24 protein-coding genes are annotated in these 26592 nt (G+C 75.2%); 11 read left to right on the top strand and 13 right to left on the bottom strand.

Annotated features, from left to right (window positions below):
• The first annotated feature begins 68 nt into the window (after positions 1–68).
• Positions 69–527, top strand: a complete 459-nt coding sequence (locus tag ACWIX6_RS04425; RefSeq protein ID WP_448615629.1) for a gamma-glutamylcyclotransferase family protein — start codon at positions 69–71, stop codon at positions 525–527.
• A gap of 42 nt (positions 528–569) precedes the next feature.
• Here the strand turns inward: ACWIX6_RS04425 and ACWIX6_RS04420 are convergent, their stop codons facing one another.
• The 7 genes from ACWIX6_RS04420 to ACWIX6_RS04390 all read right to left on the bottom strand — a co-directional run bounded on the left by ACWIX6_RS04420 (position 570) and on the right by ACWIX6_RS04390 (position 10448).
• A complete protein-coding gene (locus tag ACWIX6_RS04420) occupies positions 570–1511 on the bottom strand; it encodes a hypothetical protein (RefSeq protein WP_448615628.1) in 942 nt (313 codons plus the stop codon).
• Between the two features lie 174 nt (positions 1512–1685).
• On the bottom strand, positions 1686–2741 hold the full coding sequence (locus ACWIX6_RS04415; protein ID WP_448615627.1) for an alpha/beta fold hydrolase: 1056 nt from the start codon (positions 2739–2741) through the stop codon (positions 1686–1688).
• Positions 2742–2820: 79 nt separating this feature from the next.
• Entirely contained in the window at positions 2821–3822 is a 1002-nt protein-coding gene (gene meaB, locus ACWIX6_RS04410) for a methylmalonyl Co-A mutase-associated GTPase MeaB (RefSeq protein WP_448615626.1), read from the bottom strand.
• On the bottom strand, positions 3822–6029 hold the full coding sequence (gene scpA / locus ACWIX6_RS04405; RefSeq protein ID WP_448615625.1) for a methylmalonyl-CoA mutase: 2208 nt from the start codon (positions 6027–6029) through the stop codon (positions 3822–3824). The genes meaB and scpA overlap by 1 nt, the downstream gene beginning before the upstream one ends.
• Positions 6026–8026, bottom strand: coding sequence for a methylmalonyl-CoA mutase family protein (locus ACWIX6_RS04400; protein ID WP_448615624.1), 2001 nt, complete (start codon positions 8024–8026; stop codon positions 6026–6028). Before ACWIX6_RS04400 ends, scpA begins: the two co-directional genes overlap by 4 nt.
• Positions 8027–8070: 44 nt before the next feature.
• The gene (locus ACWIX6_RS04395) at positions 8071–9303 is read right to left on the bottom strand and encodes an amidohydrolase (protein ID WP_448615623.1); all 1233 of its coding nucleotides are present in this window, start codon (positions 9301–9303) and stop codon (positions 8071–8073) included.
• A complete protein-coding gene (locus ACWIX6_RS04390) occupies positions 9300–10448 on the bottom strand; it encodes a glutamate--cysteine ligase (protein ID WP_448615622.1) in 1149 nt (382 codons plus the stop codon). The genes ACWIX6_RS04395 and ACWIX6_RS04390 overlap by 4 nt, the downstream gene beginning before the upstream one ends.
• A 115-nt stretch (positions 10449–10563) precedes the next feature.
• Between ACWIX6_RS04390 and ACWIX6_RS04385 the strand changes: the two genes are divergently transcribed.
• From ACWIX6_RS04385 to ACWIX6_RS04365, 5 genes are read left to right on the top strand one after another with little or no spacing between them, the layout of a single operon-like run.
• Positions 10564–11379: a purine-nucleoside phosphorylase gene (locus ACWIX6_RS04385; protein WP_448615621.1), complete on the top strand. Its 816-nt coding sequence runs from the start codon at positions 10564–10566 to the stop codon at positions 11377–11379.
• 17 nt (positions 11380–11396) lie between these two features.
• Entirely contained in the window at positions 11397–12221 is an 825-nt protein-coding gene (locus ACWIX6_RS04380; protein WP_448615620.1) for an NAD-dependent epimerase/dehydratase family protein, read from the top strand.
• The gene (locus ACWIX6_RS04375; protein ID WP_448615619.1) at positions 12218–13846 is read left to right on the top strand and encodes a phospho-sugar mutase; all 1629 of its coding nucleotides are present in this window, start codon (positions 12218–12220) and stop codon (positions 13844–13846) included. Before ACWIX6_RS04380 ends, ACWIX6_RS04375 begins: the two co-directional genes overlap by 4 nt.
• 43 nt (positions 13847–13889) lie before the next feature.
• On the top strand, positions 13890–14075 hold the full coding sequence (locus ACWIX6_RS04370; protein WP_448615618.1) for a hypothetical protein: 186 nt from the start codon (positions 13890–13892) through the stop codon (positions 14073–14075).
• A 6-nt stretch (positions 14076–14081) separates the two neighbouring features.
• Positions 14082–14588, top strand: coding sequence for an HAD-IA family hydrolase (locus ACWIX6_RS04365; RefSeq protein ID WP_448616974.1), 507 nt, complete (start codon positions 14082–14084; stop codon positions 14586–14588).
• 121 nt (positions 14589–14709) lie between these two features.
• On the opposite strand, the gene ACWIX6_RS04360 is transcribed toward ACWIX6_RS04365, so the two are convergent.
• The 4 genes from ACWIX6_RS04360 to ACWIX6_RS04345 all read right to left on the bottom strand — a co-directional run bounded on the left by ACWIX6_RS04360 (position 14710) and on the right by ACWIX6_RS04345 (position 17844).
• A complete protein-coding gene (locus tag ACWIX6_RS04360; protein ID WP_448615617.1) occupies positions 14710–15144 on the bottom strand; it encodes a DUF805 domain-containing protein in 435 nt (144 codons plus the stop codon).
• Positions 15145–15370: 226 nt separating this feature from the next.
• Positions 15371–16261, bottom strand: coding sequence for a Gfo/Idh/MocA family protein (locus ACWIX6_RS04355; RefSeq protein ID WP_448615616.1), 891 nt, complete (start codon positions 16259–16261; stop codon positions 15371–15373).
• A 2-nt stretch (positions 16262–16263) separates the two neighbouring features.
• Positions 16264–16887, bottom strand: coding sequence for a uracil phosphoribosyltransferase (gene upp, locus ACWIX6_RS04350; RefSeq protein WP_448615615.1), 624 nt, complete (start codon positions 16885–16887; stop codon positions 16264–16266).
• Positions 16888–16950: 63 nt separating this feature from the next.
• A complete protein-coding gene (locus ACWIX6_RS04345; protein ID WP_448615614.1) occupies positions 16951–17844 on the bottom strand; it encodes a DUF4349 domain-containing protein in 894 nt (297 codons plus the stop codon).
• A 225-nt stretch (positions 17845–18069) separates the two neighbouring features.
• Here ACWIX6_RS04345 and ACWIX6_RS04340 point away from each other — a divergent pair, with 225 nt between their 5' ends.
• The 5 genes from ACWIX6_RS04340 (at position 18070) to ACWIX6_RS04320 (ending at position 23278) form a co-directional block, all read left to right on the top strand.
• A complete protein-coding gene (locus ACWIX6_RS04340) occupies positions 18070–18231 on the top strand; it encodes a hypothetical protein (protein ID WP_448615613.1) in 162 nt (53 codons plus the stop codon).
• A gap of 155 nt (positions 18232–18386) precedes the next feature.
• The gene (deoC, locus tag ACWIX6_RS04335; protein WP_448615612.1) at positions 18387–19382 is read left to right on the top strand and encodes a deoxyribose-phosphate aldolase; all 996 of its coding nucleotides are present in this window, start codon (positions 18387–18389) and stop codon (positions 19380–19382) included.
• A 1-nt stretch (position 19383) separates the two neighbouring features.
• Positions 19384–20829, top strand: coding sequence for an aldehyde dehydrogenase family protein (locus ACWIX6_RS04330; RefSeq protein ID WP_448615611.1), 1446 nt, complete (start codon positions 19384–19386; stop codon positions 20827–20829).
• Positions 20826–21692 (top strand): aldehyde dehydrogenase family protein, encoded by an 867-nt coding sequence (locus ACWIX6_RS04325; protein ID WP_448615610.1) that lies wholly within the window; start codon positions 20826–20828, stop codon positions 21690–21692. Before ACWIX6_RS04330 ends, ACWIX6_RS04325 begins: the two co-directional genes overlap by 4 nt.
• Positions 21693–21880: 188 nt before the next feature.
• A complete protein-coding gene (locus tag ACWIX6_RS04320) occupies positions 21881–23278 on the top strand; it encodes a hypothetical protein (protein WP_448615609.1) in 1398 nt (465 codons plus the stop codon).
• 324 nt (positions 23279–23602) lie between these two features.
• Here ACWIX6_RS04320 and ACWIX6_RS04315 read toward each other — a convergent pair whose 3' ends face one another.
• Positions 23603–25228, bottom strand: a complete 1626-nt coding sequence (locus ACWIX6_RS04315) for a DEAD/DEAH box helicase (protein ID WP_448615608.1) — start codon at positions 25226–25228, stop codon at positions 23603–23605.
• Between the two features lie 232 nt (positions 25229–25460).
• Entirely contained in the window at positions 25461–26537 is a 1077-nt protein-coding gene (locus tag ACWIX6_RS04310; protein ID WP_448615607.1) for an adenosine deaminase, read from the bottom strand.
• Positions 26538–26592 lie beyond the last annotated feature (55 nt).

Raw genomic sequence — 26592 nt, 5'->3', positions numbered from 1 at the left:
TCGACGGCCCGGAGGGCGGGAGCGCCCCTCGTCAGACCTGACACATCCGACTGGCTAGGCTCGGCGGGATGGGCCTCTATGCCGCGTACGGGTCGAACATGGACCCGGCACAGATGCTGCGGCGCTGCCCGTCCTCCCCCTTCGCCGGCACCGGCTGGATCCCCGGCTGGCGCCTCACCTTCGGCGCGGAGGAGTTCGGCTGGGAGGGTGCGCTGGCCACGCTGGTGCCCGCGGAGCAGGCCTCGCCCGGGGTCTTCGTCGCGCTGTACGACCTCACCGAGGCCGACGAGGCCACCCTGGACGCCTGGGAGGGCGCCGACCACGGCCTGTACCGGAAGGTGCGGCTGCGGGTGCACACCCTGGCCGGGGACGTGGTGGCCTACGCCTACGCCTTGGACGCCTTCGAGGGTGGCCTCCCCTCCGCGCGGCACCTGGGCGCGATCGCGGACGCCGCCGAGGCGGCCGGGGCGCCCGCCGACTACCTGGCCGACCTCCGCCGCCGCGACTGCCGGTCGATCCCCAACTGACCCAGTCCGACCCTCCCCGCGATCATGGCGTCGCGACCACTGTCAGCGCCCCAGAGGTGGTCCTGGCGCCATGATCGCCAGGAATGGACGCCGCATCTGACGCCGGACGGTCGTCACCATCTCCCCGGGTCTGCGGTACACGTGCTGGGCGGTGAAGTGCAGCAGCCGCCATGAGTGCTCGGTGAGCCAGTTGTGCCGGTCCCGGTCGGCGACCAGCTGGTCCCGGGTCATGTGCGCGGCCAGGCCGTCGAACTCGGCGCCGATCCGGTGGTCCTCCCACCCGGTGTCCAGCCGGTGCCAGCGCCCGCTGTCCCCCACGCTCACCTGGAGCTCGGGTGCGGGCAGCCCGCCCTCGACGAACCGCCACCGCATGCGCGACTCCATCGGCGACTCGGCGCGGTGGTCGGCCAGCGGCACCAGCCCCCGCAGCCGGGTCACCTCACGCAGCCCCGCCTGCTCCTCCGCCGCGACGAGCAGTTCGTCGGTGGTGCAGCGGCCGGAGCGCAGAGCCAGGTCCAGCGTGGCGAGGCCGTCGATCGGCGGGGTCAGCCGGACGACGTCGCAGGCGGTCCGCGCGGGCGGCGTGCACCACACGCCGGCGACCCGGACGGCGTCCTCCGTGCCGAGCGACGACGGGTGCACCTGCAGGCCGGCCAGTCGTCGGTTGTCCAGGCCGGGCGGGCCGAGGAAGTGCAGCAGCCCGGCACCGGACCCGCCGTCGTGGACGTCGAAGCCCCACAGCCGGGCCGCCGTCCCGTGGCAGACGACCAGGTCGCCACCCAGCCAGAGGGACGCCGCCCGGAGCTGTGTGGGCAGGTCGCGGGGCAGCTCGCCGTCGACGTAGACGCCGCGCCACGGAGTGCGCCGCCATTGCCCTCGGCGCAGCCGGGACCGCACCTCGGCAGCGGAGTGCCCGGTGAGTGCCTGGTCCAGGGTGAAGACGCCGCCTTGCCTGGTGACCAGTCGGGAGAAGTCCAGCAGCACGCCCAGGACCGTGCTCCAGGCCGAGGCACGACGGGACCGATCACGGCCATCTGTGGACGACCACTCAGGCTGGGGACAGCGTCCTCGCCCCCGCGATCATGGCGTCGCGACCACCACATCGGCGTCCGAGGCGGTCATGGCGCCATGATCGCCGGGGAGCGGGGCAGAAGCCGATCAGGCGTCGGTGGCGAGCAGGTCGCGCAGCGCCGAGTCCACCTGCTCGACGTAGGACGGCGTCAGCCCGAACAGCGAGGCGTGGCCGTGCAGGTCCTCGATCACCCGCAGCTCGCTGCCCGGGACCAGGGCCTGCTCCGCGGCACAGTCCTCCGGCGGGAAGAACTTGTCGGTGCTGATCGGCATCACGAACGTCTTCGCGGTGATCCGGCCCAGCGCCGCGGCCAGGTCCCCGCCCGTGTGCCGGCTGACGTCACCGTGCTGCCACTTCCATGCCATGGCCAGCAGGGCGCCGGCGTCCATCGGCTGGAAGTAGGCCTCCAGGAAGCCGGTGACGAAGTCCTCAGGTGAGCTGAAGCCCAGCGCCCGCCAGTGCTCGCCGGTCCAGAACTCGTTCGACAGCACGTACAGCGCGAAGAGCCCGGCGTGCCGTTGCAGGCCCTCCCTGACGTCGGCGGAGTCGCGGTACCAGCCGCCGGCGTAGCCCGGGTCCCCGCGCAGCGTGTCGATCAGCGTCTGCGCCCAGATCACGCAGTGCTGGTACATCCGCGCGGTCCCGGCCAGCGGCGCGGCCCGCTTGACCCGGTCGGGGAAGCGGACGGCCCACTCGTAGGTCTGCTGGGCGCCCATCGAGCCGCCGAACACCAGCGCGAGCTGCTCGACGCCGAGGACCTCGCGCAGCAGCCGCTCCTGCGCCACCACGTCGTCGCCGATCCGGACCCGCGGGAAGCGCCCCTGCCCGTAGGGACCCGCGAGGTTGTGCGGTGACGTGCCCAGCCCGCTGCCGATCTGGTTGACCAGGACGACGAAGTGGTCGGCGGGGTCGATCGCCCTGCCCGCCCCCACGTAGGTGTCCCGCATGACCGAGTGGTTGCCCGAGTACCAGGTCGGGACCAGCACGGCGTTGTCCTTGGCGGCGTTCAGCGTGCCCAGGGTCTGGTAGGCCAGCTGGCAGCCCCGGAGGGTGGCGCCCTCCTCCAGCAGGAGGTCGCCGATGTCGGCGAGCTCGAAGTCGCCGTGCACGGCGGCGGTGTAGTACGGGTTCTCGACCGGCATGACGTCCTCCGGGGGTGGCGCGGGATGCCGGGCGACCCGGCCGACCGCCAACCTAGCGTGACCCGGGTCACGCCGCGGGTCAGCCGGTCGGCGGGGGTCCGGGCAGGAAGGCCTCGAGCAGCTGCCGGGCGGCCAGGGCGGGGGTGAGCTCGCCGGCGAGGACCGCCTTCTCCAGGTCCGGGGCCAGCGCCCGCACGGCGGGGTGCGCGCGCAGCCGGTGCTCGAGCTCGTCGCGCACCATCCCCCAGGTCCAGCGCACCTGCTGGTCCCGCCGCCGCTGGTCGAACGCGCCGGAGGCACGCATCCGGTCACCGTGCGCGACGACCTGCGCCCAGACCTCGGGCAGCCCCGTGCCGGTCAGCCCGGCGCAGGTGAGCACCGGCACCTCCCAGCCGTCCTGGCCCTTGCCGCGCAGCATCCGGATGGCCCCGGCCAGCTCGCGGGCGGCGCGGCGGGCGTCGACCTCCCCGGGCCCGTCGGCCTTGTTCACCGCGATGACGTCGGCGATCTCCAGGATGCCGCGCTTGATCCCCTGCAGCTGGTCACCGGTGCGGGCCAGGGTGAGGAAGAGGAACGAGTCGACCATCTCCGCGACGGTCACCTCCGACTGGCCCACGCCCACGGTCTCCACCAGGACGACGTCGTGGCCGGCGGCCTCGACCACGACCATCGACTCCCGGGTCGCCTGCGCGACGCCGCCCAGCGTCCCGGCGGTCGGTGCCGGCCGGATGAAGGCGCGCTCGTCGACGGCGAGCCGGGCCATCCGGGTCTTGTCCCCCAGGATCGACCCGCCCGAGCGCGCCGACGAGGGGTCCACGGCCAGCACGGCGACCCGGGAGCCGGCCGCGGTGAGCGTCGTCCCCAGCGTGTCGATGAACGTCGACTTGCCGACCCCGGGCACGCCGCTGATGCCGACCCGCCGCGCCTTCCCGGCGTGCGGGAGGAGCTCGACCAGCAGCTCCTGGGCGGCGTCCCGGTGGTCGGCGCGCCGGGACTCGACCAGCGTGATGGCCCGGGCCACCGCCCGCCGCTCGCCGGCGAGCACGCCCGCGGTCAGCCCCGGGACGTCCGGTGCCCCCATCAGTGCCCGAGGCGCTGCGACAGGGTCCGCAGCAGCTCCTGGGCCGCCTCGGCGATGACGGTGCCGGGCGGGAAGACCGCGGCGGCCCCCATCTCCAGCAGCGTCGGGACGTCGGCCGGCGGGATCACCCCGCCGACCACGACGAGCACGTCCTCGGCGCCGAGCTCGACCAGCGCGTCGCGCAGCGCGGGCACCAGCGTGAGGTGGCCGGCGGCCAGCGAGGACACCCCGACGACGTGCACGTCGGACTCGACGGCCTGCCGGGCGACCTCCTCCGGCGTCTGGAACAGCGGGCCGACGTCGACGTCGAAGCCGAGGTCGGCGAAGGCCGTGGCGATCACCTTCTGCCCGCGGTCGTGGCCGTCCTGGCCCATCTTGGCCACCAGGATCCGCGGGCGCCGGCCCTCGGCCTCGGCGAACTGCTCGGCCATCGCCCGGGTCTCCTGCACCGGCCCGTCGTCCCCTGCCTCGTCGCGGTACACCCCGGAGATGGTGCGCACCTGGCCCGAGTGCCGGCCGTACACGGCCTCCAGCGCGTCGGAGATCTCCCCGACGGTGGCCTTGGCCCGGGCCGCGTCGACGGCGAGCCGCAGCAGGTTGCCCTCCAGCCCGGGGTCCCGCCGTCCCTCGGCCGCGGCGCGGGCCGCGTCGGTCAGCCGGGCCAGCGAGTCCTGCACCGCCCGGTCGTCCCGCGAGGCGCGCAGCTCGGCCAGCTTGGCCTTCTGCTGGGCCAGCACGTCGGCGTTGTCGACCTTGAGCACGTCGAGGGCCTGGTCGGCCTCTACCCGGTACTTGTTGACCCCGATCACCGGCTGCCGGCCGGAGTCGATCCGCGCCTGGGTGCGGGCCGCGGCCTCCTCGATCCGCATCTTCGGGATGCCGTCGTCGATGGCCTGGGCCATCCCGCCGTGCGCGGCGACCTCCTGGATGTGCGCCCAGGCGCGCCGGGCCAGGTCGTAGGTCAGCTTCTCCACGTAGGCCGAGCCGCCCCACGGGTCGACGACCCGCGTCGTCCCCGACTCCTGCTGCAGCAGCAGCTGGGTGTTGCGGGCGATCCGGGCGGAGAAGTCGGTGGGCAGCGCCAGCGCCTCGTCCAGCGCGTTGGTGTGCAGCGACTGGGTGTGCCCCTGAGTGGCGGCCATCGCCTCCAGGCAGGTGCGGACGACGTTGTTGTAGACGTCCTGCGCGGTCAGCGACCAGCCCGAGGTCTGGCAGTGGGTGCGCAGCGACATGGACTTCGGGTTCTGCGCGCCGGCCTCCTTGACCAGCCGGGCCCACAGCAGCCGCCCGGCCCGCAGCTTGGCGACCTCCATGAAGAAGTTCATCCCGATCGCCCAGAAGAACGACAGCCGCGGGGCGAAGGCGTCGACGTCCAGGCCGGCCGCCCGGCCGGCCTGCAGGTACTCGACCCCGTCGGCGAGGGTGTAGGCCAGCTCCAGGTCGGCCGTCGCCCCGGCCTCCTGGATGTGGTAGCCGGAGATGGAGATCGAGTTGAAGCGGGGCATCTCCGCCGAGGTGAAGGCGAAGATGTCGCTGATGATCTGCATCGAGGGCTTGGGCGGGTAGATGTAGGTGTTGCGGACCATGAACTCCTTGAGGATGTCGTTCTGGATGGTCCCGGTGAGCTGCGCCGGGGCCACCCCCTGCTCCTCGGCCGCCACCACGTAGAGCGCCAGCACCGGCAGGACGGCGCCGTTCATGGTCATCGAGACGCTCATCCGGTCCAGCGGGATGCCGTCGAAGAGCTGCCGCATGTCCAGGATGGAGTCGATCGCCACCCCGGCCATGCCGACGTCGCCGACCACCCGCGGGTGGTCGGAGTCGTAGCCGCGGTGGGTGGGCAGGTCGAAGGCGACCGACAGGCCCTTCTGCCCGGCGGCCAGGTTGCGCCGGTAGAACGCGTTGGACTCGGCGGCCGTGGAGAACCCGGCGTACTGCCGCACCGTCCACGGCTGGGTGGTGTACATCGTCGGGTAGGGGCCGCGCAGGTAGGGCGCGATGCCCGGCCAGGTGTCCAGGAAGTCGACGTCGGCCAGGTCGGCCGGGGTGTACAGCGGCGGGACGTCGATGCCCTCGGGGGTGTGCCAGGTGGCCTCGTGCACGTCGCGGCCGGCGGCCTCCGCGTAGGCCTTGGCCCAGTCGTCGGGCGCCGCTGTCGCTGCCGGCGCGCCCAGCTCGAGGCCGCCGAAGTCGGGGATCGTGGTCATGCCCGTGCCTCCTCGTCGGTGCCGGGGCGGGGACCCCGGTCGATGCCCAGGTGGTCGTGCACGGTCCGCAGCGCGGCCAGGGCGTCACATCCGGCGTACACGTACCCGTCGACGCCGTCCACCCCCAGTTCCCGTCTGCCGGCCAGCCACACCGAGGTGGCCCCTGCTGCCCGCAGCTCGGCGGCCAGTCCGGCGGCCGAGTCGCCGTAGTCGCGGTCGGTGCCGCAGATGCAGGCCACCGTCGTCCCGGCTTCGGCGAAGCCGGACACCCCGTCGCCGGACGGGGTCTGCAGGCCGCCGGCCTGGAAGAGCTTGCCGGCGAAGCCCGCCCGGGCCGAGTGCCGGGCGACCGGGCCGATGGTGGCCAGGTAGACCCGGGGGCGCGGGTCCGTGCCCTCGGCGCGGTCGCGGAGGTCCTCGAAGGCCGCCGCCGCCCGGACCCGGGGCAGGCCGCCGGGGCCACGCGGCAGCACCTCGACCTGCGGCCGGCGGGGAGGCAGCACCTCGGCGGGGTCGGGGAACTCGCTGACGCCGGTGAGCGCCTCGGTGCGGGTGGCCAGCCGCTCCGACCGCTGCTCCCAGGCGGCGGCGAGCCGGTCGCCGACCAGCCCGGAGGACAGCGCGGCGACCAGCCCGCCGGCCCGCTCGATCTCGGTGAACCAGCTCCACGCGGCCTGCGCGAGGTCCTCGCTGAGCGACTCGACGTACCAGGAGCCGCCGGCCGGGTCGAGCACCCGGGCCAGGTGCGCCTCCTCGACCAGCAGGCTCTGGGTGTTGCGCGCGATCCGGCGGGCGAAGGCGTCGGGCAGCCCCAGCGCGGCGTCGAAGGGCTGCACGGTGACCACGTCGGCCCCGCCCACCCCGGCGGCGAAGCAGGCCACCGTGGTCCGCAGCATGTTGACGTACGGGTCGTGGCGGGAGGTCATCACCGAGGAGGTGACGGCGTGCAGCCGCAGCGGCCGGGCGGCCACCGAGGCACCGCTGGCCTCGCCCACCCGGTCCCACAGCCGCCGCGCGGCCCGCAGCGCCGCGATGGTGGTGAACTGGTCCGCGGGAGCCGACAGCCGGAACTCGACCTGGCCGAATGCCTCGTCGACGTCCAGGCCCCCGGCGGTGAGGGCGCGCAGGTAGGCCACCCCGGCGGCCAGCGCGCAGCCCAGCTCCTCCACCGCCGAGGCACCGGCGTCGGCGAACACCGTGCCGTCGGCGACCACCGTGCGCAGCGCGGGCCGGGAGCCGGCACGGTGCGCGGCGGCGCGGCGGGCCAGGTCGGCCAGCCCGGTGAGGTCCTGCTCCTGCCCCGTCGCGGCCTGCACCCCGATCGGGTCCAGGCCCAGCGAGCCTCCGGGCGCGAGCGGCCGGTCGCTGCCGGTGCGCTCCCCGACCAGGGACAGGAAGGCCTCGGCCGCGACCTGCCCACCGGTCCCGACGCCCTGCACGGTCACCGGCGCGAGGTCCAGGAGGACGTCGGCGAGCACGTCGCCGAGCGCGTCGACCGGGATCGCGCCCTTCCCGAGGACCAGCCAGAGCGAGGAGACCCCGTTCTCCAGGTCGGCGAGCACCGCCTCGCGGGTGGCGGCGACGTCGGGGTCGGCGTGCCGTTGCCGGACGTCCCAGCCGCCGGGCACGTCCGGGTCGGCCCCGCCGGCCGCGGTGACCCCCGCTGCCCCGGCCCGGGAGCCGCGGACGAAGGGCGGCAGCCCGGGCACGCCCACCGCCGCGGGCAGGTCCCCGGCGTCCTCGGCGGTGTAGAGCGGCGCCACGGTGACGCCGGTGGCCACGACGGTGCGCAGCGCGTCCTCGACCGGGTCGGGGAGCTCGGTGCGGCCGGCCTTGCGCAGCACCCCCGCCACCAGATCGCGCCACTGGTCGCGGTCCGCCGCGGGGAACGCCCCGCCGAGGGTGAGCTCCTCGGGCGTGGGTGGCTCGGCGGGCACCTCGGCGTCGGCCGGGAGGGCGGGCGGGCTGGCGTCGTGCTGCTGGTCGGTCGAGCTCATGGTCAGGTCACCGGCTCTCGTGGACGGGCACTGATGGGAGAGGTCTACATGCCAGGTGGTCCGGGGGTGGTGGCGGGTACCGCGGGCCGGGCGGCCAGGGCGAGCAGCGCCGTGCGGGCGAGCAGCCGCACGCCCACGCCGATGGCCCGCTCGTCCACGTCGAAGGTGCCGCGGTGCAGGTCCAGCGGGGCGCCGCCGCCGGAGGTGCCGAGCCGGGCGAGCGCGATCGGCACCCGGTCGGCGAACCAGCCGAAGTCCTCGCCGCCCATGCTCTGCGGCGACAGCAGGACGGCGTCGGCGCCCACCGTCTCCACGGCGGCGGCCCGCAGCAGGGCGACGGTGCGCGGGTCGTTGACCACCGGCGGCACCCCCCGCACGTACTCCACCGCCACGTCGGCGCCGCTGCCCGCGGCGACCTGGGTGACCAGGGTGGTCACCAGCGCCTCGGCGGAGTCCCAGGCGGCCCGGTCCAGCACCCGCATCGTGCCGCGGAGCCGGCCGGTCTCCGGGATGGTGTTGGGTGCGACGCCGGCGCTCACCGACCCCCAGACCAGGGACATGCCCGCCCGCGGGTCGACCAGCCGGGACAGCAGCCCGGGCACCTCGGTGACCACCCGGCCCAGCGCGTGCACCAGGTCGACGGTCAGCTGCGGCCGGGCGGTGTGCCCGCCCGGCCCGGTGACCGTCACCTCGACCCGGTCGCAGGCCGCGGTGATGGAGCCGGTGCGCAGCCCGACCCGGCCGACCGGGACCGCGGGGTCGCAGTGCAACGCGAAGGCCGAGGTGGCGCCGTCCAGCACGCCCTCCTCGACGACCTGCAGCCCGCCGCCGGGCACCTGCTCCTCGGCCGGCTGGAAGACGCACCGGACGGTGCCGGGCAGGTCCGGGAGCGCGGCCAGCGCGAGGGCCACACCGAGCAGCACGGTGGTGTGCACGTCGTGCCCGCAGGCGTGGCAGAGGCCCGGGCGGGTGGAGGCGTAGGGGACGTCCTTGAGGTCGGTCAGCGGGAGGGCGTCGATGTCGGCGCGCAGCACCACGACCGGCCCGCCGGTGTCCGCGCCGTCCCCGACGTCGCAGACCAGGCCGGTGCCGCCGGCCAGCCGCCACGGGTCCAGGCCGGCGGCGCGCAGCTGTTGCTCGAGGAAGGCGGTGGTCTCGTGCTCGGCGAAACCGAGCTCGGGGTGGGCGTGCAGGTGCCGGCGGACGGCGACGAGCTCGTCGTCGTGCCCCCGGGTCCAGCTGTCGACCGCGCGGGCGCGGTCGGTGGCCACGGTCACGCCGGCGTCGCCCCGGGGAGGTCGTCACGCAGCTCGGCGAGCAGGCTGTCGACGACCGGGCGCAGGTCGCCGCCGTGCGCCGCGGCCACGGCGCGCTGCCGCTGGTAGGAGGCCCCGGCCTCGAGGATGCGCAGCACGTCGGCCAGCTCGTCGGCGCAGCCCAGCCGCCGGGCGGTGGGCGCGAGCTCCTCGACCAGGTCGGTGATCGCCTGCCGCACGGGGACCACGGTGCACTTCTCGTCGACGATGATGTCGGCGTCCAGCCCGTACCGGGCGGCGCGCCACTTGTTCTCCCGCAGCACCCAGCCGGCCGGCACCGGGAGGGTGTAGCCGCGGTCGATCTCCCGGTCGAACTGCTCCACCAGGCACTGGGACAGGGCGGCGACCGCCCCGACCTCGGTGAGGGTGGGCAGGCCGTCGCAGATGCGCAGCTCGACGGTGCCGAAGTCCGGGTGCGGGCGGATGTCCCACCACACCTCGCGCACGCTCTCGATCGCGTGGGTGGAGATCAGCGTCTCCATGTACTCCTCGAAGCGCTCCCAGCCCGACAGCTGGTAGGGCAGCCCGGCCGTCGGCATGCCCTCGAAGACCTTGGACCGGGCCGACGCCAGCCCGGTGTCCGCGCCCACCCAGTAGGGCGAGGACGCCGACAGCGCCAGGAAGTGCGGCACGTACTGGGACAGCGCGTTGACGATCGGGATGACCTTGTCCGGGGAGCGGACGCCGACGTGCACGTGGACGCCGAAGATCTGCAGCCGGCGGGCCAGCCACTGCATCTTCTCCACCAGCTCGCGGTAGCGCTCCTTGGGCGAGATCTGCTGGGTCTGCCAGTCGGTGATCGGGTGGGTGCCGGCGCACATCAGCGCCAGCCCCTGCCGCTCGGCGGCCGCCGCCACCTCGGCGAGCGTGCCGGCCAGGTCGGCCTTGGCCTCGGCCACCGTGCCGCAGATGCCGGTGATGATCTCGATGGTCGACTGGAGCAGCTCGTGCTTGGCCTTGGGGTGCTCCTCGGCACCCTCGGGCTTGATGGCGGCGAGGATCTCGTTGGCGCCTGCGGTCAGCTCACGGGTGTCCGGGTCGACGAGCTGCAGCTCCCACTCCACCCCCAGGCTCGCGCGCTCGGACGAGTGGAAGGCGATCTGCACCCTGCGAGTCTAGGTTCGCCGACGATCATCCGCGCCCCGCCGAGGCCTCGGGCACAGGAAGCTCTCCAGGCGGTCGCGGCGCCGGACCTCCTGGAGGGCTTCCTATGCTCCGGGGGTGAGTGACTCCTCCCAGTTCCCGACCGACCCCGCCGCCCGCGCCGCCCGGGCGGCCGGGGACCTGATCAGCGCCCTCGGCCAGGGCCACGAGGTCGCCGTCGTCATGGGGTCCGGCTGGGCTCCGGCCGCCGAGGCGTTCGGACCGGCGCAGGCAGCCGTCGAGATGGCCGAGCTGCCCGGCTTCAGCGCGCCGACGGTCGCCGGGCACGGCGGGGAGATCCGGTCGGTCCGGGTCGGGGGGCGGCGAGTGCTGCTCTTCCTCGGGCGCACCCACCTCTACGAGGGCCGCGGCGTCGGCCCCGTCGTGCACGGCATCCGCACCGCCGCCGCGGCCGGGGTGGGGACGGTCCTGCTGACCAACGCCGCCGGCGGCCTCTCCCCCGACCACCGCGTCGGCCAGCCGGTGCTGATCAGCGACCACCTCAACCTCACCGCCCGGTCCCCGCTGGTGGGCCCCACCTTCGTCGACCTCACCGACCTCTACTCGGCCCGGCTGCGTGCCCTCGCCCGCGAGGTCGACCCGTCCCTGACCGAGGGCGTCTACGCCGCGCTGCCCGGCCCGCACTTCGAGACGCCGGCCGAGATCCGGATGCTGACCACGCTGGGCGCGGACCTGGTCGGCATGTCCACCGCGCTGGAGGCGATCGCCGCCCGCGCCGCCGGGATGGAGGTGCTCGGCCTGTCGATGGTCACCAACGCCGCGGCCGGGATCACCGGCGAAGCGCTGGACCACGCGGAGGTGCTGGCCGCCGGCAAGGCCGCGGCGGGCCGGTTGGGGCAGTTCATGGTCGAGCTGATCGGCCGGCTGCCGTGAGCGCACCGACGAGCACCGTGAGCGGGCCGGTCCTGGTCACCGGGGCCGCGGGGCTGATCGGCGGGTGGCTGCGCGCGGCGCTGCCCGAGCGGGGCTGGGCGCTGCGCAGCCTGGACGTCGTCCCGGTCCCCGACGTCCGCCCGGGCGAGGAGCACCTGCAGGCCGACGTCACCGACCTCGCGGCGATGGTGGACGCGGCCACCGGGGCCTCCGCCGTCGTCCACCTGGCCGGCATCGCCACCGAGTCCACCTGGCCGGCCATCAGTCACGCGAACATCGAGGGCACCTTCTGCGCCCTGGAGGCCGCCCGCCGGGCAGGGGTCTCGCGGGTGGTGCTGGCCAGCAGCAACCACGCGACCGGGTACACGCCGCGACCGGAGCAGGGGTTGCTGACCGAGGCCGACGCCCCGCACCGGCCGGACACCTACTACGGCGTCTCGAAGGCGGCGATGGAGGCGCTCGGCTCGCTCTACGTCGACCGGTACGGCCTGGACGTCGTCTGCCTGCGGATCGGCAGCGCGCTCCCGGAGCCGACGTCGGTGCGCCACCTGTCCACCTGGCTGTCGCCGCGGGACACGGTCGGCCTGGTCGACGCCGCGCTCCGGGCCCCCTCCCCCGGCTTCGCCGTCGTGTGGGGCGTCTCGGGCAACACCCGCCGGTGGTGGGACCTCACCGCCGCCCGGGCGCTGGGCTACGAGCCGGTGGACGACGCCGAGCCGTACGCCGCCGCGCTGATCGAGGCGCACGGTGAGCCGGACCCCGCCGACCCGGTGCACGGCCGGGTGGGCGGCGAGTTCACGACCGGGGCGTTCGACGTCGAGCGCCTCGAGGCCCAGCAGTGACCGACCTGCTGGGGACCGCCCTGGCCTGGGCCGCCGGCGATCCGCACGAGGGCGACCGCGCCGAGATCGAGGCGCTGCTCGCGGCCGGGGACACCGCGGAACTGGCCCGCCGGTTCGCCGGGCCGCTGACCTTCGGGACGGCGGGGCTGCGCGGTCCACTGCGCGCCGGGCCGGCCGGGATGAACGCCGCGGTGGTCACCCGCGCGGCCGCCGGGCTGGCCCGGCACCTGGCCGACGAGGGGCCGGCCGGCCGCGGCGTGGTGATCGGCTTCGACGCCCGGCACCGCTCCGGCGAGTTCGCCCGGATCACGGCCGAGGTGCTCGCCGGCGCCGGCTTCGCGGTGCAGGTGCTGCCCCGGCCGATGCCCACGCCGGTGCTGTCCTACGCCGTCCGGCACCTGGGCGCGGTGGCCGGCGTGATGGTCACCGCCAGCCACAACCCGCCGCGGGACAACGGCTACAAGGTCTACCTGGGCGACGGCGCCCAGCTGGTGCCGCCGGCCGACCGCGCGATCGAGGCCGCCATCCAGGCGGTCGGCCCGGCCCGCGACGTACCCCGTTCCGACGACTGGGTCACCTTGGGCGACGACGTCGAGGACGACTACGTCGCCGCGGTGGTGGCGGCGCTGGACCCCGGCCGGGTGGACGCCGCCGCGCGGCGCCGGCTGGTGGTGGCCTACACCGCGATGCACGGCGTCGGTGCGGTCACCACCGCCCGGGTGTTCGCCGCGGCCGGGTTCGCGCCGGTGCACGCGGTGCCCGAGCAGGACCGGCCGGACCCGGACTTCCCGACGGTCGCCTTCCCGAACCCGGAGGAGCCCGGCGCGGTCGACCTGCTCACCGCCCTGGCCGACCGGGTGGCCGCCGACGTGGCCATCGCCGAGGACCCGGACGCCGACCGCTGCTCGGTGGTCTGCGGCGGCCGGCAGCTGACCGGCGACGAGGTGGGCGCCCTGCTCGCGGACTGGCTGCTGCGGCACGGCGTGCGCGGCACCTACGCCGCCTCGCTGGTCAGCGGCTCGCTGATGTACGAGCTGACCCGGGCGCACGAGGTGCCGTTCGCTGAGACCCCGACCGGCTTCAAGTGGATCATCCGGGCCGGCTCCGCGGAGGCGCCGCTGGTGTACGGGTACGAGGAGGCGCTGGGCTACGCGGTGACGCCGACCGTGGCGCGGGACAAGGACGGCGTCTCCGCCGCGCTGGCCGTCGCGCTGCTGGCCGCCGAGCTGGCCGCCGACGGCCGCACGCTGACCGACCGGCTCGACGAGCTGGCCCGGGAGCACGGGCTGTTCGCCACCGGGCAGTACTCGGTGCGGGTGGAGGACCTCTCGGTCATCGGCGCGGCGATGGACCGGCTGCGCGCGCAGCCGCCGGACCGGCTGCTCGGCCGCCCGGTCGAGGCCACCGACCTCGCGGGGACCGACCCGCCGGTGGACGCGGTCCGGCTGCTCGGGGACGGCGTGCGGGTGATCGTGCGGCCCAGCGGCACCGAGCCGAAGCTCAAGGCGTACCTGGAGACCGTCGTCCCGGTGCACGACGACGCCGGGGTGCTGGCCGCCCGCGGCCGGGGCGCGGACGAGCTGGACCAGCTGCGCGCCGAGATGGCCGCGGCGCTGGGGCTGTAGACGCCGGGGCTCCCGGAACCGAGAGCCCCATCGAGGAGAGGTGGTGGCCGTGGACCTGCGCGCGCTGGTGTTCGACGTGTTCGGCACCGTCGTCGACTGGCGGAGCGGGGTGACCCGGGAGGTCCGGCGGCTGCTCGGCGACCAGGTCGACCCGGCGGCCTTCGCCGACGCCTGGCGGGACCGGTACGCGCCGTCGATGGACCGGGTGCGGTCCGGCGCGCTGCCCTGAACGCCGCTGGACGCGCTGCACCGGGCGTCGCTGGACGAGCTGCTGACCGAGGCGGGCGCGGCGGACGTGGACGAGGCCACCCGGGCCGAGCTGGTGCTCGCCTGGCACCGGCTGGACCCGTGGCCCGATTCCGTGCCCGGCCTGACCCGGCTGCGGCGGGCGCACGTGCTGGCCCCGCTGTCCAACGGCAACGTCGCGCTGCTCGTGGACCTGGCCCGCCGGGCCGGGCTGCCCTGGGACCTGGTGCTGGGGGCGGAGATCGTGCAGCACTACAAACCCGACGCCGAGGTCTACGACTCGGTGCCGCGCCTGCTGGCGCTGCGCCCGGAGCAGGTGCTGATGGTCGCCGCGCACACCGACGACCTGCGGTCGGCGCGGGCACGCGGACTGCGGACGGCGTACGTCCACCGCCCCGACGAGTTCGGCGGGCGGGTCGTCCCGCCGGAGTCGGACCCGGAGGCGGACCTGTCGGTGGGCTCGCTGACCGAGCTCGCCGACCGGCTGGTCGGCTGACCGGCCGGCGGCCTCGTCGACACCGTTGTCGGGCGGGCCGCCGGCCGAGCGTCCCGAGCATGACGCCCGCGGCGCGCGGTGTCTGTGCCCCGACCGGGTGACCCGGCGTCCCGCCGGGCGGTCAGGACCAGGTCGGCGGCACGTACAGCTGGTCTCCCGACGGTTCCTGCGGCGCTCGCGGGGGCGGGCCGTACCGGTTGGGTCCGCCGTCCCCGCGCAGGAAGCCGGTCATGACCAGCAGCGCCACCACGCCGACCAGCGGCACGAGCGCCAGCAGCAGCCACCAGGCCGAGTGCCCGCGGTCGTGCAGCCGGGTGACCGTGGAGCTGACCGACGGGACGAACGTCAGCAGGGCGACCACGGTGACGAACGGTCCGGAGCCCGCAGTGCCCAGCGACCCGTCCGCGGGGACCAGGTCGGCCCACTCGGTGTAGCCGAAGGCCAGGTCCGTGAGCGTCGCCAGCAGGCTGAGCAGCACGAGCGGCAGCGTGTACCGCAGCCACCAGGTCGACCGGTCGATGCGGCCCCGGCTCACGTACCACTGCGCCAAGGTCACCGGGTTGCTCCTGTCGGGACGACGGCCGGGCGGGCGTGGCGGTCGGGCCCGGGCCGGGTGCCCAGGACCAGCGCCAGGACGGCGGTGACCGGTCCACCCTCGCCCGGGTGGGACCAGAGCGGTCGTGGACCGTCGTCGCCGTACAGGAAAGGGTAGGCGGTCGGGGACCGCCGGACGTCGACCCGGCCCGCCGGCCGCCTGGGGACCGACGCCTGCACCTGCGCGGTCACCGCCCGACCGTCTCCCGGCAGCCGCTGCCGAGCGCCCGCTGGGCCGCCTCGAGCACGGTGACGACGTCGCGGCCGAAGGCGGCGTCGCAGGGGTGCGCGCCTCCGGTGAGCGCGGCCGCGGCGAGCTCGGTCACGGCGGCCTGGTGCGCCTCCACCGGGTCGTCGAACTCCGGCAGCAGCACCAGCCGTCCGGCGTCGCCGTGCACCCACGTCTCGATCCCCGTCGCCAGCTCGGCGGCGGTGTGCGACAGGGTCACCGTGCTCGCCCGGCCGCCGGGGTGGGTGAGCACCAGGTGGACCGTGTCGCCCTGCCCGGCGCCGGCCTGCACGGCCTCCACCGGACCCAGCGCGGGCACCAGCAGCGCGAGCGCGTGCGGCCCGATGTCCCACAGGGCGCCGTGCTCGTCGCGCCAGGGCGAGTCCTCGAACGGACTGCCGGCGCGGGCGCTCAGCCAGGTCATCGCCCCGCCGGCCAGCGTGGTGCGGGCGGCCTGCTCCAGCCAGGTCGAGGTCGCCGTCCGGAAGCGGGCGGTGAAGAAGACGACGGAGGCGACGCCCGCGGCCTCGGTGGTGGCGACGACCCGGTCGGCGGCCTCGGTGGAGAGCGCGACCGGCTTCTCCAGCAGCAGGTGCCGGCCGGCCGCGGCGGCCCGCTCGGCGAGCGGCGCCTGGACGTCGGGCGGCAGGGCGATGCTCACCGCGTCGACGTCGGCGAGCAGCCCGTCCAGGTCGTCGGTGCCGAGGGCGTCGAACTCTGCGCCGGCCGCCTTGGCCTTGGCGAGGTCCCGGCCCCACACCCCGACGAGCTCGGCGTCGGGGTGCCCGGCCAGGGACGCTGCGTGCACGGTGCGGGCCCAGTAGCCGGTGCCCAGGACGGCGAAGCGCACGGTCAGACCGCGCCGAACTGGCGGTCGCCGGCGTCGCCCAGGCCCGGGACGATGTAGGCGGACTCGTTGAGCCGCTGGTCGACGCTGGCGGTGAACACCCGCAGCGGGAGCCCGCTCTCCTCCAGCCGGCGCAGGCCCTCGGGGGCGGCGAGGGCGCACAGCACGGTGATCGAGGTGGCGCCGCGTCCGGTGAGCAGGCCGCAGCAGTGCACCAGCGAGCCGCCGGTGGCCAGCATCGGGTCGAGGACGAACACCTCGCGGTCGACGAGCGACTCGGGCAGCGAGGCCATGTAGGCCTCGGGCTGGAAGGTGACCTCGTTGCGGGCCAGCCCGACGAACCCCATCTGCGACTCGGGCAGCATCCCGTGCGCTGTGTCGGCCATGCCCAGGCCGGCCCGGAGCACCGGCACGATCAGCGGCGGCGCGGCCAGCCGGTACCCGGTGGTGTCGGTGACCGGGGTGGTGATCGGCTCCTCGGCGACGGCGAGGTCGCGGGTGGCCTCGTACACCAGCATCTGGGTCAGCTCCCGCAGCGCCGCCCGGAACGCGGCGTTGTCGGTGCGCTCGTCGCGCATCCGCGACAGTCGCGCGCGGGCCAGTGGGTGGTCGACGACGGTCAGCTGCACGGCGCACAGGCTATCGGCCGGGCAGCGGGGCAGCGCTCGTCCCGGGGGACGGACCGCGTCCCCTCACTCCTGCCGGGGCGCCGCGGGCGCCGGCACCGCGGCGCGGCGCCGTGCCAGGCGGAGCGGCACCAGCACCGCTGCGGTCACCAGCACCGCGACCGCCAGCCACGGCAGGACGACGCCGAGGACGACGACGGCGGCGCCGGCCGTCGACGCCAGGGCCCGCCACCCGGTGCCCAGCCCGTCGAGGAAGCCGTCCGGCCCACCGGCGGGCGCCACGCCGAACGGTTCCAGGTGCACGCGGAGCGTCGACAGCTCCACCTGGTCGGCCAGCAGGGCCCGCTGGGACTGCAGCGCCTCGAGCTCCCCCTGCCGCTCGGAGAGGGACCGTTCGGCCGCCAGCAGGGCCTCGGTGGTGGCTGCGCCGTCCATCAGGGCCTGCAGCCGCGCCACCGAGGTCTGCAGCGCCGAGATCCGGGCGTCCAGGTCGACCACCGTGCCGGTCACGTCCGAGCGGGACACCGAGACGTGCTCGACGTCGCCGACGTCCTCCAGGTCGGCCAGGACGCCGGTCAGCGCGGTCGCCGGCACCCGCACCACGAGGTCGGCGACGGCGCCCTCGACCCCGTCCTCCCCGGACGCCGCCCGCTCGGTGCGCTCGTCGACCCGGCCGCCGGCCGAGTCGACCAGCTCGCTGACCCGCTGGGCGGCCTCGGCCGGGTCCTCGACCGCGAGGGAGGCGGCGGCCGTGGTGACCACCTGCCGATCGGCGTCGGCGTCCACGGCGCCGGCCGGCGCGCCCCCGGGCTCCTCGGCGGCGACCTCGGGGCTGCTCACCCCCTCGCCGGCGCTGCCGTCCGCGCCGCCCGAGGCCCCGCTGCCCGTGCCCGTGCCCGTGCAGCCGACGAGCAGGGCGAGTGCCAGTGCCGTCGCCGCCGTGCTCAGGGAGCGCCTCACGGTGCGGACGGTAGGGGTCCGACCAGGGCGCTGACCAGCGTCGATGCCCAATCGTGACGCCGGACGCGCCCGGCGGACCGGGTCGGGTCCCCGTCATCTGAGTGCGCTCGCACCGCCCCCGAGAAGGGTCACTTCTAACCCAGGCTTCTGTCCGGTCCGGCCGGGGTAGTGGCTCCGCCCTGACTGTCCGGACCCGGACGGCACCCCTCGACCGGGAGGTCCGGCATGGCCAAGGAGAGCGGCAAGGGCAGCGCCACGGCGAAGAAGGCGAACGCCAAGGCGGACAAGGAGGGCAAGAAGAACCCCCGCAAGAGCTCCGCCGCCCAGAGCGAGCTGGGCAAGAAGGGCGGGAAGAAGGGGGGCAAGAAGAGCGGGAAGAAGTCCTGAACGAGCGCTCGTCGACCGTCGGACGCTGCTGCCCCACGGCGGGCCGTCCATCAGGGGCTGGGCGCCGGCAGCGGCCTGACGCGCGCCACCCGGGCACCCACCATCAGGGTGAGCGGCACGTCCCCGCCGCCGCACGGCAGTGGAGAATGCCGCGCATGACCCATGTGCTCGACCCCGACGCGCTGTCGCGCGAGGGCCGGCCGGTCCCCGGGCCGCTGGAGCCCTTCGCCGACGTCACCCGCTCGGACGCCGCCTTCCGCGCCTTCCTGCACGGCCTGCCCGGCGTCGACCAGGTGGGCGCGGAGGCGCGGGCGACGGTGCTGGGCACCCGCTCGATCAAGACGACGGCGAAGGCCTGGGCGATCGACACGGCGATCTCGATGGTCGACCTCACCACCCTCGAGGGGGCCGACACCCCCGGCAAGGTCCGGTCGCTGGCCGCCAAGGCCCGCCGTCCCGACCCCGGGGACCCCACCTGCCCGCCGGTCGCGGCGGTCTGCGTCTACGGCGACCTCGCCGGGGTCGCGAAGGAGGCCCTGGCCGGCACCGCGATCAACGTCGCCGCCGTCGCCACGGCCTTCCCGTCCGGCCGGGCCAGCCGGGCGGTCAAGCTGGCCGACGTCCGGGACGCCGTGGCCAACGGCGCCGACGAGATCGACATGGTCATCGACCGCGGGGCGTTCCTCGCCGGCCGGTACCTCGACGTGTTCGAGGAGGTCGTCGCGGTCAAGGAGGCCTGCGGCGAGGCGCACCTCAAGGTCATCCTGGAGACCGGCGAGCTGGTCACCCTGGACAACGTCCGCCGCGCGTCCTGGCTGGCCATGCTGGCCGGTGGCGACTTCATCAAGACCTCCACCGGGAAGGTCTCCCCCGCCGCCACCCTGCCGGTCTGCCTGGTCATGCTCGAGGCGGTGCGCGACTTCCGCGCCGCGACCGGCCGCCAGGTCGGGGTCAAGCCGGCCGGTGGCATCCGGACGACGAAGGACGCCGTCAAGCACCTGGTGCTCATTAACGAGACCGTCGGTGCCGACTGGCTCTCCCCCGACTGGTTCCGGCTCGGCGCCTCCAGCCTGCTCAACGACCTGCTCCTGCAGCGCCAGAAGCTCCGCACCGGCCATTACTCCGGCCCCGACCACGTGAGCGTGGACTGACATGACCAGCCTGTTCGAGTACGCCCCGGCGCCCGAGTCCCGCTCGATCGTCGACCTGAAGCCCAGCTACGGGCTGTTCGTCGACGGCGAGTTCACCGAGGGCACCGGCACCCCGCTGAAGACGCTGAACCCGGCCACCGAGGAGGTGCTCGCCGAGGTCGCCACCGGCGGCGAGGACGACGTCGACCGGGCCGTCCGCGCCGCCCGCCGGGCGTTCGTGAAGACCTGGGGGCCGATGCGCCCGGCCGACCGCGGCAAGTACCTGTTCCGCATCGCCCGGCTGCTGCAGGAGCGGTCCCGGGAGTTCGCCGTCCTGGAGACCCTGGACAACGGCAAGCCGATCCGCGAGTCCCGGGACGTCGACGTCCCGCTGGCGGCGGCGCACTTCTTCTACCACGCGGGCTGGGCCGACAAGCTCGAGCACGCGGGCCTCGGGCCGGCCCCCCGGCCGCTGGGCGTGGCCGGCCAGGTCATCCCGTGGAACTTCCCGCTGCTGATGCTGGCCTGGAAGGTCGCACCGGCGCTGGCCACCGGGAACACCGTCGTCCTCAAGCCGGCCGAGACCACCCCGCTGAGCGCGCTGCTGTTCGCCGAGGTGTGCCAGCAGGCCGACCTGCCGCCGGGTGTGGTCAACATCGTCACCGGCGCCGGTGACACCGGCCGCGCCGTCGTCGCGCACCCCGACGTGGACAAGGTGGCGTTCACCGGCTCGACCGAGGTCGGCCAGTCGATCGCGCGGGCCGTCGCCGGCACCCACAAGCGGCTGACCCTGGAGCTGGGCGGCAAGGCGGCGAACATCGTGTTCGACGACGCCCCGGTCGACCAGGCCATCGAGGGCATCGTCCGCGGCATCTTCTTCAACCAGGGCCACGTGTGCTGCGCCGGCTCCCGGCTGCTGGTGCAGGAGTCGGTGCACGACGAGGTCGTCGCCTCGCTGCAGCGGCGGATCGGCACGCTGCGGGTCGGCGACCCGCTGGACAAGAACACCGACCTGGGCGCGATCAACTCGGCCGAGCAGCTGGCGCGCATCCGCGAGCTCTCCGACGTCGGGGAGGCCGAGGGCGCCCGCCGGTGGCAGCCGGACGGCGAGCTGCCCGACAAGGGCTTCTGGTTCAAGCCGACCGTCTTCACCGACGTGTCCACCGCCCACCGGATCGCCCGCGACGAGGTGTTCGGTCCGGTGCTGTCGGTGCTGACCTTCCGCACCCCCGACGAGGCGGTCGCCAAGGCGAACAACAGCACCTACGGGCTGTCCGCCGGCGTCTGGTCGGAGAAGGGCTCCCGGATCCTGGCGATCACCGACCGGCTGCGGGCCGGCGTGGTGTGGGCCAACACCTTCAACGAGTTCGACCCGACCTCGCCGTTCGGCGGCTACAAGCAGTCCGGCTACGGCCGGGAGGGCGGCCGCCAGGGACTCGCCGCCTACCTCAAGGGAGCGGAGCAGTGACCGACCGGCTCGCGGTCCGCAAGACCTACAAGCTGTACCTGGGCGGGGCGTTCCCCCGCTCGGAGTCCGGCCGCACCTACGAGGTGCACGACGCCAGGGGCCACTTCCTGGCCAACGCCGCGCACGCCTCCCGGAAGGACGCCCGGGACGCCGTCGTGGCCGCCCGCGCCGCGTTCCCGAAGTGGTCCGGCGCGACCGCCTACAACCGCGGCCAGGTGCTGTACCGGGTGGCCGAGGTGATGGAGGGCCGCGCGGCCCAGTTCGCCGAGGAGGTCGCCGCCGGCGAGGGGCTGTCGGCCGCCCGCGCCCGGGCCGCGGTGGACGCCGCCATCGACCGGTGGGTGTGGTACGCCGGCTGGACGGACAAGCTGGCCGCGGTGCTGGGCAGCACCAACCCGGTCGCCGGCCCGTACTTCGGGTTCTCGGTGCCCGAGCCGACGGGGGTGGTCGCCGTCCTCGCACCGCAGCGGAGCTCGCTGCTCGGGCTGGTCAGCGTGCTCGGGCCGGTGCTGGCCGGCGGCAACACCGCCGTCGTGGTCAGCTCCCGGCAGCGGCCGCTGCCGGCGGTCACCCTCGGCGAGGTGCTGGCCACCTCCGACGTCCCCGGCGGCGTGGTGAACCTGCTGACCGGGGACGCCGCGGAGATCGGTCCGTGGCTGGCCGAGCACGCCGACGTCGACGGCATCGACCTGGCCGGCGCGGCCGGGCCGCTGGCCATGGAGCTGGAGCGGTCGGCCGCCGGCACGGTCAAGCGGGTGCTGCGGAGCACGCCCGAGGAACCGGACTGGACCGCCGACCCGGGCCTGGCGCGGATGACGCCCTTCCTGGAGACCAAAAGCGTCTGGCATCCGATGGGCCTATGAGGCCCCGTCCCGGGCCCCGACCCTGAGCCTGCGAAGGGTTGGGGAGGACGGGGTCCTTCTGCTGGCATCCGATGGGCATGTGAGGCCCCGTCCCGGGCCCCCACCGCTCGCGAGCTCGCGGCGGGACCCTGCAGGGGGGTCTCCGGGCCCCTTGGCGTCCGGACAGCCAGACCGGGCAGGATGAGCGGGTGGCCAGGCCCAGCATCGTCCCCATCGCGCTCACCCTCGACGACCGCACGGGCTACACGCTGTGGGCGCCGCCCTGGGAAGAGGACGGCGAGGAGTGGCAGGCCTTCCTCGGCAGCACCGACGAGGACGCCGAGGACGGGCCCGTCGCCCGGGTGCACTTGTTCCCCTCGCCGGCCCTGCTGGCCGCCTTCTGCCGCACCAACACCGACCACGACCTGGCCGACCACCCGGTGTGGCCGGTGGTGACCGGCCTGGGCCCGGCCGACCTCACCCCGGACGAGGACCACCGTTACGACCTGGACGGCGTCTACGACATCGTCGCCGAGGCGCCCGACCGGTGGGCCGTGGACGAGCTGGCCGCCGTCCTGGACATCGTCGGCCGGCTGGCCGACTGCTGCGACACCAGCGACGAGGACGACGACGACGCCTTCGAGTCCGTCGCCGAGCTGGCCGCCCGCCCCGAGGTGGCCGCCCTGAACCTGGGCGTCGAGGCGTTCGTCGGCCGCAGCGGCGAGGAGAGCTGGAGCCGGCTGGGCACCGCGGTCGACGAGCTGTGGGAGGACGTGCTCGAGGAGCTCGACGAGCACCTGGACTGGACCGGCGCGGGGACCACCACCGCCGCCGCCTACCCGTCGGCGAGCGAGGAGGCCGAGGCCCGCGGCCCGCTGGCCGCCGACGACGAGGACGAGGACGACGACATCGAGCTCGTCGAGGTCGCGGCTCCCCAGGCGCGCGCCACCGACCGTCCCGCTTCTGGCGCCGGCACGGCCGCCCCGGCCGACACCGGCACCAGCGCCATCCGCGGCGGCAGCCGGCTCACCGCCAGCCCGGCCGCCGTGGCCAAGGCCCAGGAGTTCTGGGAGGCGGTGGGCATCCTGCCGGTCGAGCTGGTCGTCCCCGACGGCGCCGGGCTGACGCTGCGCTGCTACGTCGAGGACCGGGCGCGCTTCCTCGGCCGGGACGGCGAGGTGTTCCTGTTCCCCACGCCGGCCGACCTGGCCCGCTTCTGCGCCGGTGACGAGCCGCACGACCTGACCGAGATCGCCTCGTGGCCCGAGGTCGCCGACACCGACACCCCGCCGCTGCCCGCCGACCAGGACCGGTACGACCTGACCGAGCTGGCTGACGTGCTGGGCGAGGTCGCCGACGGGGCCGGCGGGCTGGTCCAGCACCGGGCCCTGCTGCAGCCGGTCGAGGGGGTCCGGGACCTCGCCGAGTACGCCGGGCTGACCCGGGTGGAGGCCCTGCTGGCGCCCACCACGCCGCTGGGCCGGGCGGTGGCCCGGGCCGAGACCGAGCCGTCCGCGACGGTGCGTGCCGAGGACGCCGCCGTCCTGGCCGGCGCCTGGGACGAGGTCGTCGTCGAGGTCGGCTCAGCCCTGGTCTTCCGCGACTGAAGAAGGACCCCGTCCCTCTCACCCTTCGCGAGCTCAGGGCGAGCCTCCGGACGGGGCCGAAGAACGGTGGGACCCTGCAGCGGGGCCGAACTGCCCTTGCTCCACCCAAAGTTGATCATTGACGTCGTGTCGCTCGACACGCCGTGCTCCGGCGTGTCCAACGACAACGAGGCCATGATCAACGAGGACTGGGGAGCGCGTCACCCCCGACGCAGAACGGCCGACGGCCGGCCCTCGCGGTGCGGGAGCCGGCCGTCAGGCCCTCAGGCCCCGTCCAGAGGCTCACCCCGAGCGTGCGAGGGGTGAGGAGGACGGGGTCCTCTTTCAGTAGGAGCGCGCGGGGCGCGGCGGGCGGCCGCCGGACCCCTGGCCCCCGCGGTGGCCGCCGGGACGGCGGTCGCGGGAGTCCCCACCCGGGGTGCGATCCCGGTCGCCGTAGGAGCGCTCGCCCGAGGGGCGGCCTCCGTACGAGCGATCGCGGTCGCCGGAGGAGCGCTCGCCGCCGGTGCGATCCCGGTCGCCGTAGGAGCGCTCGCCCGTCGGGCGGTCTCCGTACGTGCGATCGCGGTCGCCGGACGGACGGCGCGGGCCGCTGCCGTAGCCGCCGGGGCGGTCGCCGTCCCGGCGGGGACGACGGGCACCCGGGCCACCGGCACCGGCGGGCCGGCGCGACTCGCGCACCGGACGCTGCACCGGCTCGACGAAGGTGCCGCCGGCGACGAGCTCCGTGATCGGGGCGTCGCCCGGGCGGACCCGCGTCACCGGGGTGTCGATGGCGGCCTGGCGGAACCGGCGCTTGGCCTGCCCCACCTGGTCGGGCAGCAGCAGGGAGACCACGACGCCCGCGGCGCCGGCCCGGGCGGTGCGCCCGGAGCGGTGCAGGTAGGTCTTGTGGTCTGCCGGCGGGTCGTAGTGCAGGACCAGCGACACGTCGTCGACGTGGATGCCGCGGGCGGCGACGTCGGTGGCGACCAGCACCGGGCTGCGGGCGTCGGTGAACGCCTCCAGCGCCCGGCGGCGCGCGGCCTGCGGGAGCCCGCCGTGGATCGGCTCGGCGTTGATGCCGACGGCCTGCAGGTTGCCGGCCAGCCGGTCGGCGCCGTGCTGGGTGCGCACGAACACGATGATCCGGCCCGGGCGGGCGGCCATCTGCTCGGCCACCTTCAGCTTGTCCGGGAAGGACACGCTGTAGGCCAGGTGCTCGGCCGGCGGGGCGGAGTCGGCGGGGGTGACCACCGAGTGCCGGGCCGGGTCCTTGAGGTAGCGGCGGACCAGGGTGTCGACCTCGCCGTCCAGCGTGGCCGAGAACAGCAGCCGCTGGCCGTCGGGGCGGGTCTGGTCGAGCAGCTCCTTGACCACCGGCAGGAAGCCGAGGTCGGACATGAAGTCGGCCTCGTCGATGACGGAGACGACGACGTCGGCGAGGGTGGCCTCGCCCTGGTTGATCAGGTCCTGCAGCCGGCCGGGGGTGGCGATGAGGACGTCCACGCCGCGACGGAGCTGCTGGATCTGGCGGTACATCGAGGCGCCGCCGTAGACGGCGGCCAGCTGGACGCCGATCGACTGGCCCAGCGGGGCCAGGTTGTCGTGCACCTGCTGGGCGAGCTCGCGGGTCGGCACCAGGATGAGCCCGCGGGGGCTGCGCCGGCCGTGCTGCGGCTCGGCGCCGAGGCGGGAGAGCAGCGGCAGGCCGAAGGCGAGCGTCTTGCCCGAGCCGGTGGCGGCCTTGCCCAGCACGTCGCGCCCGGCGAGGGCGTCGGGCAGGGCGACGGTCTGGATGGCGAACGGGTGGCTGATGCCCTTGCGCTCGAGCGCGGTCACCAGGTTCTGGGGCAGGCCCAGCTGGGCGAAGCTCGGACCACTCGGCGCGGGGGCCGCCTCGGCCACGGGGGCCTCGAGCGGGGTGGTGTCAGGGGTGAACTGGGCGTCGACAGAGTCGAACGAGGACAAGCGGGAACTCCGATACAGATCGGTGCGCGTCCCGTGGTGATGCTGATCGCCGGATGCCCGGCGTCCACACTGGTGATCGTCGCCGTCTGCGATGACGCGTGATCTGCACGGATGCGCTGCCCGGACAGGACCGTCCGGGAGGATGACCGGCACTCACCGGCACGATCAGGTTAGCAGCGTGCGGGGCCGCGTGATTCCCCCGGGCGGGGGTGGGCGCCGTCACTGCCCCCCGTCAGGCGCGCTCCCGCAGCGCGGCGTAGGCCGGCCGGACGACGTCGGCGAGCAGCCGGTCGCGGACGGCGGCGTCGGCGAAGGCGCCGGCCAGGGCCCGCTCGGTGACCGTCTCGACGTCGTCCCAGTCCCAGCCGGACACGGCGGCGACGTCGGTCAGCTCGCTGCTGGCCGAGACCCCGCTCATCAGCCGGTTGTCGGTGTTCACCGTCACCGCGAAGCCCAGCCGGTGCAGCCGGTCCACCGGGTGCTCGGCCAGCGACGGGTAGGCGCCGGTCTGCACGTTGGACGACGGCGCCACCTCCAGCGGCACCTGCTCGTCGAGGACCCGCTTGGCGAGGTCCCCGAGCGCGCCGTCCACCGGGACCTCGTCGGCGATCCGGATGCCGTGGCCCAGCCGCTCGGCCCGGGCGCCGTCCAGCGCTGCCCGGATGGAGGCCGTCCCGGCCGCCTCCCCGGCGTGCACGGTCCGGTGCGCCCCGGCCCGGTCCAGCACGGCGATCGCCTCGGGGATGCGGTCCGGCGGGAAGCCGTCCTCCGGGCCGGCCAGGTCGAAGCCGACCACCCCGGCCCCGCGGTACCGGACGACGGTCTCGGCGACCTCGACCCACCGGTCGGCCTGCCGCATCGCGCACAGCAGCGTGCCGACCACGATCGGGCGGCCGGCGGCCGCGGCCTCCCGGCAGCCCTGGTCGTACCCGTCGAGCATCGCCTCGACGGCGGCGTCCAGGGGCATCGCGGTGAGCAGCTCCGGGGCCATCCGGACCTCCGCGTAGACGACCCCGTCGGCCGCGAGGTCCAGCGCGCACTCGCGGGCCACCCGTTGGACCGCCTCGGGCCGCTGCATCACCGCCACGGTGTGGGCGAAGGTGAGCAGGTAGCGCTCCAGGGAGCCCGAGTCGGCGGCCTCCTGGAACCAGCGGCCCAGGGCCGCGGGGTCGTCGGTGGGGAGCTCCCGGTAGCCGACCTGGTCGGCCAGTTCGAGGACCGTCTGCGGCCGCAGACCGCCGTCCAGGTGGTCGTGCAGGAGGACCTTCGGCGCGGCGGCGACGTTCTCGGCAGTCAGTGGTGCAGGCACCGCCGCAACGCTACCGGGGTCCCTCCCGACCGGGCTCCAGGTCCGGGTCCCGGTG

The organism is Modestobacter sp. URMC 112 (assembly GCF_053502575.1).
Note: the sequence above shows the minus strand (reverse complement) of the source record. Positions and strands in the feature narration are given on the sequence as shown.